A 7,246-nucleotide genomic window follows, 5' to 3' on the forward strand; every position below is an offset into this window, starting at 1 on the left:
GCGCCACCAGGATATAGGCCCCCAGCACCGCCAGGTCGATCAGTACCCAGACCAGGGTCAGCAGCAGGGCGCTGTGTTCGAAGGTGCGGCCGACCTGGATGAACTGGGGGAAGAACGAGACAAAGAAGATGATGTCCTTGGGGTTGCCGATGCCCACCACAAAGCCGGTGGCCAGGCCCCTGCCGCGCCCGGCCAGGGGCTTGGCCGGTGCTTGCGCAGCGGGTTGGGTGGCCGCCTCGCGCAACCCCTGCACGGCCAGCCAGGCAATGAAGCAGCAGCCCAGCACGCTGATCCAGTGGATCAGCCGTGGGTCCAGGGCCAGCCCGCCGGAGAGCATCAGCACCGCCAGCAGGGCCAGCAGCAACGACGCCGCGTTGGTGCCCAGGGTGGTCAGCAGCGCCTGGCGCGGGCCGGCGTTCATGCTGGTGCTGACGATCAGCGCCACCACCGGCCCCGGGGTCGCCACCAGCATCAGCACGCTCAGGGTATAGGCCAGCAATAACGACATGTTCACATCCACCCGGCAACTCCTCGGTCATTGGCAAAGGCCCTAGCCTGAAGGCTTGAGCCTGCGTTGAAAAACGCAAAAAGCTGTGACCTACTATGATTTTTAATCATGCTGAGTGCTTGCCGATGGTCGAGTCCCTGCCGCCGCTCTATGCCTTGCGCGCCTTTGAAGTGGCGGCCCGTTCCAGCTCCTTCACCCGGGCCGCAGAGGAGCTGTCCCTGACCCAAAGCGCCATCAGCCGGCATATCCGCACCCTGGAAAGCCAGTTCGGCTGCCGCCTGTTCGAGCGCCACGGCCCCAGGTTGGTACTCACTGACGTCGGGCAGCGCCTGGCCCGGGAGCTCAAGGCGGGGTTCCGGATCATCGAGGACGCCTGTCTGCCGCTGCGCAGCGGCAGTGGCCAATTACGCCTCAAGGCCCCTTCGACACTGACCATGCGTTGGCTGCTGCGGGCCCTGGACCAGCTCAAGCACCAGCAGCCGTCGCTGGCGGTGCAACTGGCCAGCGTGTGGATGGATTTCGATCATGTGGATTTTCATTCCGAGCCCTATGACTGCGCGATTCTGCTGGGCAACGGGCAGTTCGGCGCCGGGGTCGAGGGCTGTAAGCTGTTCGATGAGTGGCTGATTCCCATCGGCCCTCCGGAGGCTGTGGATGCGCCGTCCTGGACCCTGGAACGGCTCAGGGAGGCGCCACTGATCCACCCTTCGGCGGACCGCCGCGACTGGCGGCGCTGGCTGCAGGCCCAGGGCCTGCTGGGGCAGGTGCGGCTGGACCGGGGCAACGTCTTCGACACCCTGGACCAGGCGATCTGCGCGGCCATGCGTGGCCACGGGCTGTCCATCGCCGACCTGTACCTGGTGGCCGAGGACATTCGCCAGGGCCTGGTCAGCCTGCCGTTTCCCCGTGCGCTGGCCTCGGGGGACGGCTATTACCTGGTGTGGCTGCGGGACAGCCCGCGCCGGGAACAGATCGACGGCCTGCGCGCCTTTCTGCTGGAGCAAGTGGTATCCATCGATGACCTTGAGCTGGGTGACCTGACGCCTGGCGCGGGCTGATGGCGGGGCCGCTTCAACGGCGCAGCATGACCCAGTCGCGGTGCAGGTCGGCGCCGCAGGGGAACAGGGTTTCGCCGCCCCTCACAAAGCCGTTGCGCTGGTAGAAACGGATCGCCCGGGCATTGTGTTCGTTGACGGTCAGGCGCTGGGTGTCGTCTTGCGGTGCGTTGCGCAAACATAGCGGCATGGCTCTGCTCCCTGAAGAAAACCGCCAGCATAGCCGGCCTGTGCGCGCTTCACTGGCCTGCCAGCCGGCGGCTACAGGATGATGTAGTCGTTGTGCTGCACGATGCCCTGGTGAGGGCCCTTCACCAGGTGCACGTAGCGGCCGTCCGCCAGGTCGATGGGCAGGCAGTCGTCGACGTCCAGCAGGGCATCGGTGTGGGATTTGTGCCAGTGGGCAAGCATCTGCTGCTTGCCTTTGGCCTTGGCCTGCGCCTTGTCCCGGGCCACCACCAGCAGGTAACGGTGGGCTTCGCCGAAGGTCGCTGCTTCATAGCCGCCCAGGTTGATGAAGTACAGGCGCGGCGCATCCGCCGCCGGGGCCAGGGCGCTGAGTTCGAGCCTGTAGTCTTCGATACCGTCCACCCGCATCCATGAGTCGATGTGCAACCCCGCCGGGCTGCCGAACCAGCCTTCGCGCAGTTGCGGGTAGGCCGCTTCGAGGCTGTCGGCAACCACGAATTGCACATCATGGACTTCGATTTTCGCTCTGGGGTGCTTGCCCCCCAGCATCACCACAAACAGCATGCAGGCTCCTTGTTCCGGGCTAGGTGGTGGCGCGTGCCGCCACCGCGGGCGCACGTTTTACCTCAAGCCGGGCGCCGGGCCAAGGCCGACGGTTTCAGCGGCCATGCAACCGGCGGCTGTCCGCAGGGGCCTGGCAACGCTCTTGCAGTCCATAGTCGCGCAGCACCGTCGCTACCCGCAGCCGGTAGTCGGCAAATACCTCACCGCGGCCCCGGGCCTGCGCCTGGCGGTGGCATTCCAGGTTGCGCCACTGGGCCACGGCCTGCTCGTCACGCCAGAACGACAGGGACAGCAGTTTTTCCGGCTGGGCCAGGCTCTGGAAGCGTTCGATGGAGATGAAACCGTCGATCTCCTCCAGCTGGTTTTTCAGCCCGGCCGCCAGCTCCAGGTAGGCGTCGCGTTGGCCCGAAGCTGGCAGCACTTCGAAGATCACCGCGATCATTGTTCGGCCTCCCCGCGGTCGCTGAACAGCGGAATACGGCCGTTGACCGAGGCCTGGTACTGCCAGTCCAGGGCCAGTGCATCCAGGCCGGGACCCTGCAGCAGGGCGTGCAACAGGCATTGGACTATGCCCAAGGCCAGCTCCCGGCCAGGGCAGCGGTGGGTTCCGGCGCCGAAGCTGAAGCCCTGATGCGCCGGGTTGCTGCCGGTAATGGCGGCTAGCGCCGGGTCCTGGTTGGCCGCGGCCAGCAGCACCAGAATGGTTTCGCCGGCTTGCAGTTCCACGCCGTGCACGGTGCAGGGCGCGGTGACGAAGCGCCGGGTGTTCTGCACCGGCGGGTCCAGACGCTGGCGCTCCAGCAGCCAGTCGCCCAGCAGGCCCGGTTCCTGGCGCAGGCGCTGCTGCATGGCCGGTGCAGCCAGCAGGGCGACCAGGCTGTTGCCGACCAGGCCGGCGCAGGCGTCATGGGTCTGCGCCAGCAAGCCCGCCAGATTGGCCCGCAGGTCCGCTGGAGCAAGCTCACCACTGCGGTCGAGAATCTGCCGCAGCAGCGGGCTGTGTTGCGGGGCCTGCACCAGGGCCTGCATTTGCGCGTCCAGCTCCAGTGCTGCCCGGTCGGCGGCCTGCAATCGGGGTTGATCGCTCAGGGGCGAGAAGCAGGCGACGAATTCCCCGGTGCGCCGGGCGAGTGTTTCGCACTGTCCGGCGGGGACGCCAAGCAGGCTGGCCAGCAGCGCCACCGGCAGTACGAACTGCCAGCGTTGCAGGTCGCCAGCGCAGGCCGGAGCCACAAGGGCCGGTTGCCACCGGGCCAGATGGGTCTCCAGCCCGGCGGTACAGAGGCCCTGCAAGGCTGGTTCGATGGCCGCACGCGGGCAACGCTGGCGCGGGCCATCGTTCATCCGCATCAGGCGGCCGAACAACTGCCCGGCCGGCCTTCCGGCAATGGCCTGGGGTATCGGCTCGGTACTGGGACGCACCTGGCAGGCCGGGTGGTCGAGCACCGCTGCCACCGCCGCGGCGCTGCTGGCGACCCATAGCCTGAGGGCGCAATCGTAGGTCAGGCCGCCCCGGGCGCGGAGGCGGGTGTAGTAGAAGTACGGGTCTGAGTGAGTAGCAGCGCTGATCGCGTCCATGATTTATCTCTTTGTTCGGCAGATATCCAGGCTGCTACTATCCTGACCCTTTCGAAGACACGATTCGTCAGGGAGCGAAATATGAATGTAGTGCAGAACGACGTCGGGGTATCCCAAGTGGCGGCGGCCATCGCCGAGCCGGCGCGCACCCGCATGCTCTGTGCGCTGATGGACGGCCACGCACGCACCAGTACCGAGCTGGCGGCGATTGCCGAGGTCAGCACCTCCACCGCCAGCGCCCATCTGGCCAAGCTCAAGGAGGCGGGGCTATTGCGGGTGCAGGTCCAGGGCCGGCACCGTTACTACTGCCTCGGCGACCCGCTGGTGGCCCAGGCCCTTGAGGCGCTGATGGTGATTGGCCAGGGCCGCGCGCCCCGCTTCACCCCGCGCACCCCGGACCGCCTGCAGTTCGCCCGCACCTGCTACGACCACCTGGCGGGCACCCTGGGGGTGCAGCTGCACGACCGGATGTTCGAGGCCGGCTGGCTGCTGGCGGCCGGGGAGGGCGAGGCCTACCGGGTCAGCGACAGCGGCGAAGAATTTTTCCGCAGCCTGGGGATCGAGGTGGCCGGGCTCAAGGCCTTGCGTCGACGCTTCGCCTGCCCGTGCCTGGACTGGAGCATGCGCCGTCCGCACCTGGGGGGCGCCCTGGGGGCGGCGCTGTTGCAGGCCTTGCTGGAGCGCAAATGGCTGATCCAGGACCTGGACAGCCGCGCCCTGAGCCTGACCGGCACCGGCGGTCGCTACATCAGCAAGCGCTTTGGCATGGCCCTGATCCAGCCGGCCCGGCCGCTGTCGTCCTCGGCCGTCATTGAATTGCAACGCCTCGGCGGCTGAAGCCTGCAAGCTCCAGTTCGAAAGCCCGGGCCGTGCTTCATTCGGGCTGCAGGGCATCGAGCAGGTCGCGATCGAGCCCCAGCATGGCCTGCTCCAGTGGCTGGTGGTGGGGAGATTCATAGTTGAGCAGTTGCAAGGCGCGCGCGGGGTCGGCCATCGCCGGGAGGCATGTCAGCCACATCAGCATGGGCAGGATGAAGCGAGGCATCGGGGCTCCTGAACGAATTACGGCACACGGGTGAGTCGAGAAGGAGTGGCAGGCTGTGTGGCCCGGTATACAAGGGCCTACCGTCAATGCTGGACGTTAGTGTAGATCACGGGAGGGCGCAGAAAAGCGGCCCATTTTCCTGGGTTGCCGGGGCTTGGGCAAGTGCGCTGCCGGGCGGTGGTCGGGCGTCCCTGGATCAGGGCTAGTGGCAGCCCGTCCTCAAGCCCGGGGCTGGACGCCTGTGGCAATAGTGGTAAAGCTGTGCGTCCTTCAACGTTGGCAGGGCCTTGCATGCTCATCGTTTTCAGCGGCTTGCCGGGCACCGGCAAGACCACCATCGCCCGTACCCTGGCGCCACACCTGGCGGCCACCTACCTGCGCATCGACAGCATCGAACAGGGCCTGCGTGACGCTGGCCTGGCGCAGGTGGGCAAGGCCGGCTACCAGATTGCCCTGCAACTGGCGGAGGCCAACCTGGCCCTGGGCAATCGGGTACTGGCCGACTGCGTCAATCCGGTGCAGGAAAGCCGCCAGGCCTGGCAGGCCCTGGCCAGCAGACAGGGGGTGAGGCTGCTGGAGATCGAGGTGGTGTGCTCCGATCTTGCGGAGCATCGGCGCCGGGTCGAGACCCGCCAGTTGGACGTGCCGGGCCTGCGCCCGCCCAGCTGGAAATCGGTGCTCGAGCATGACTATCAGCCCTGGGCGAGCTCGCCGCTGCGCCTGGACACCGCGCAGCTCTCACCGCAGCAGGCGCTGGCCCTGATTCTGGCGTGCCTGCCGGGCGCCTGAGGTTGCCGGGGGCAGCGGCGCCAAGTCTTTGAACCTTGATGGTGCGCTGATGGTCAGTGCTCAGGGCCCCGCGATGGCGCCTCAAGGCCGAGCTGTGGGGCGGCATTGGCCGGAAAACTCCCGATAACGGGGCAAAACATGCAGCGCGGGGGCTTTGTGCACCGATTCTGTTCGCGCAGGGCCGCGAGCGGCGCCGGCTACGTTGCTGGGGCTTTGCTGCTGGATGTTCTCAAGCTTTCTTTGTGTCTCTTTTTTGAATCTATTTGTCGCTAAACGGTCATTTTTGCCACGGGCCACCTCCGGGGCGGCGCACCGTGCATTTGCGGCATAGCGATTGCTATCACTCTTTCAGGGGGGCTGGGCCCCTCATGCTCGAAGCCGGGTCACGCACACACAGGGTTCAAATAAAAAGCCGTTCACGTCACGGCAAGGAGTTGGCTATGTCCCGCGCTTTCTTTGATGAAATGTATGCTGCCGATGGCGTCTGCCGGCCTCACTACCAGGGGTTTGCCCGCTGGCTGGCGGACACTCCTCTGGAACTTTTGGACCAGCGCCGGCGCGAAGCCGACCTGCTGTTCCACCGCGCCGGTATCACCTTCACCCTGTACGGCGACGAGCAGGGCACCGAGCGCCTGATTCCCTTCGACATCATTCCCCGCAGCATCAAGGCCAGCGAATGGCGCACCGTGGAGCGCGGCTGCATCCAGCGGGTGCAGGCGCTGAACCTGTTCCTCGCCGACCTCTATCACGGCCAGCGGATTCTCAAGGAAGGCATCATCCCCGCCGAACAGGTGCTGGCCAACGAGGGCTACCAGGTGGCGATGCAGGGACTGGACCTGCACCGCGGCATCTATGCCCATATCGCCGGGGTCGACCTGGTGCGCGACGGCGACGGCAGCTACTACGTGCTCGAAGACAACCTGCGCACCCCCAGCGGTGTCAGCTACATGCTCGAAGACCGCAAGATGATGATGCGCCTGTTCCCCGAACTGTTCGCCGCCCAGCGCATCGCGCCCATCGACCATTACCCGAACCTGCTGCTGGACACCCTGAAAAGCTCCAGCCCCCTGGACAACCCGACCGTGGTGGTGCTGACCCCGGGGCGCTTCAACAGTGCCTATTTCGAACATGCGTTCCTGGCCCGGGAGATGGGCGTGGAACTGGTGGAGGGTGCCGACCTGTTCGTGCGTGACGACCGGGTGTACATGCGCACCACCGCCGGTGCCCAGGCGGTGGACGTGATCTACCGACGCCTGGATGACGCCTACCTGGACCCGCTGTCGTTCAACCCCGATTCCATGCTCGGGGTGCCCGGGCTGATCGCCGCCTACCGCTGCGGCAACGTGGTGCTGGCCAATGCCGTGGGCACCGGGGTGGCCGACGACAAGTCGATCTACCCCTATGTGGACGAGATGATCCGCTTCTACCTGAGCGAGGAACCGATCCTCAAGAACGTGCCCACCTGGCAGTGCCGCAAGCCCGCCGAACTGTCCCACGTGCTGGCCAACCTGGCGCAGT

At 66.4% G+C, this 7,246-nt stretch carries 10 protein-coding genes; 4 read left to right on the forward strand and 6 right to left on the reverse strand.

Going from position 1 to position 7,246, the window contains the following annotated elements:
• Positions 1-508: LysE family translocator (locus F6S12_RS28565; protein ID WP_315869606.1), on the reverse strand; the 508-nt coding region annotated here is incomplete at its 3' end.
• Positions 509-633: 125 nt separating this feature from the next.
• Between F6S12_RS28565 and F6S12_RS28570 the strand changes: the two genes are divergently transcribed.
• The gene (locus F6S12_RS28570; protein WP_152686141.1) at positions 634-1,566 is read left to right on the forward strand and encodes a LysR substrate-binding domain-containing protein; all 933 of its coding nucleotides are present in this window, start codon (positions 634-636) and stop codon (positions 1,564-1,566) included.
• Between the two features lie 13 nt (positions 1,567-1,579).
• Here F6S12_RS28570 and F6S12_RS28575 read toward each other — a convergent pair whose 3' ends face one another.
• The 4 genes from F6S12_RS28575 to F6S12_RS28590 form a co-directional block, all read right to left on the reverse strand.
• On the reverse strand, positions 1,580-1,753 hold the full coding sequence (locus tag F6S12_RS28575; protein WP_015635250.1) for an N-acetyltransferase: 174 nt from the start codon (positions 1,751-1,753) through the stop codon (positions 1,580-1,582).
• A gap of 71 nt (positions 1,754-1,824) precedes the next feature.
• The gene (locus tag F6S12_RS28580; protein WP_015635251.1) at positions 1,825-2,316 is read right to left on the reverse strand and encodes a DUF1543 domain-containing protein; all 492 of its coding nucleotides are present in this window, start codon (positions 2,314-2,316) and stop codon (positions 1,825-1,827) included.
• Positions 2,317-2,410: 94 nt separating this feature from the next.
• Positions 2,411-2,758: an antibiotic biosynthesis monooxygenase family protein gene (locus F6S12_RS28585; protein ID WP_015635252.1), complete on the reverse strand. Its 348-nt coding sequence runs from the start codon at positions 2,756-2,758 to the stop codon at positions 2,411-2,413.
• Positions 2,755-3,894 (reverse strand): cytochrome P450, encoded by a 1,140-nt coding sequence (locus F6S12_RS28590; RefSeq protein WP_015635253.1) that lies wholly within the window; start codon positions 3,892-3,894, stop codon positions 2,755-2,757. Before F6S12_RS28590 ends, F6S12_RS28585 begins: the two co-directional genes overlap by 4 nt.
• 81 nt (positions 3,895-3,975) lie before the next feature.
• On the opposite strand from F6S12_RS28590, the gene F6S12_RS28595 reads away from it, so the two are divergent.
• Positions 3,976-4,731 carry an ArsR/SmtB family transcription factor gene (locus F6S12_RS28595; protein WP_041117618.1) on the forward strand — a complete coding sequence of 252 codons (756 nt, stop codon included), beginning with the start codon at positions 3,976-3,978 and terminating at the stop codon, positions 4,729-4,731.
• A gap of 37 nt (positions 4,732-4,768) precedes the next feature.
• On the opposite strand, the gene F6S12_RS28600 is transcribed toward F6S12_RS28595, so the two are convergent.
• Positions 4,769-4,939, reverse strand: coding sequence for a hypothetical protein (locus tag F6S12_RS28600; protein WP_315869607.1), 171 nt, complete (start codon positions 4,937-4,939; stop codon positions 4,769-4,771).
• 291 nt (positions 4,940-5,230) lie between these two features.
• On the opposite strand from F6S12_RS28600, the gene F6S12_RS28605 reads away from it, so the two are divergent.
• A complete protein-coding gene (locus tag F6S12_RS28605; RefSeq protein WP_315869608.1) occupies positions 5,231-5,728 on the forward strand; it encodes an AAA family ATPase in 498 nt (165 codons plus the stop codon).
• Between the two features lie 440 nt (positions 5,729-6,168).
• Positions 6,169-7,246, forward strand: a 1,078-nt coding sequence (locus F6S12_RS28610) for a circularly permuted type 2 ATP-grasp protein (protein ID WP_315869609.1), incomplete at its 3' end; no start/stop codon positions are given.

The sequence above is a fragment of the Pseudomonas sp. JV245A genome (assembly GCF_032424515.1).
GTDB lineage: Bacteria > Pseudomonadota > Gammaproteobacteria > Pseudomonadales > Pseudomonadaceae > Aquipseudomonas > Aquipseudomonas protegens.

Coding starts and splice junctions, on each gene's coding strand:
- F6S12_RS28600 (WP_315869607.1), bottom strand. CDS start 4,939: ATGCCTCGCTTCATCCTGCCCATGCTGATGTGGCTGACATGCCTCCCG.
- F6S12_RS28590 (WP_015635253.1), bottom strand. CDS start 3,894: ATGGACGCGATCAGCGCTGCTACTCACTCAGACCCGTACTTCTACTAC.
- F6S12_RS28605 (WP_315869608.1), top strand. CDS start 5,231: ATGCTCATCGTTTTCAGCGGCTTGCCGGGCACCGGCAAGACCACCATC.
- F6S12_RS28595 (WP_041117618.1), top strand. CDS start 3,976: ATGAATGTAGTGCAGAACGACGTCGGGGTATCCCAAGTGGCGGCGGCC.
- F6S12_RS28585 (WP_015635252.1), bottom strand. CDS start 2,758: ATGATCGCGGTGATCTTCGAAGTGCTGCCAGCTTCGGGCCAACGCGAC.
- F6S12_RS28580 (WP_015635251.1), bottom strand. CDS start 2,316: ATGCTGTTTGTGGTGATGCTGGGGGGCAAGCACCCCAGAGCGAAAATC.
- F6S12_RS28575 (WP_015635250.1), bottom strand. CDS start 1,753: ATGCCGCTATGTTTGCGCAACGCACCGCAAGACGACACCCAGCGCCTG.
- F6S12_RS28570 (WP_152686141.1), top strand. CDS start 634: ATGGTCGAGTCCCTGCCGCCGCTCTATGCCTTGCGCGCCTTTGAAGTG.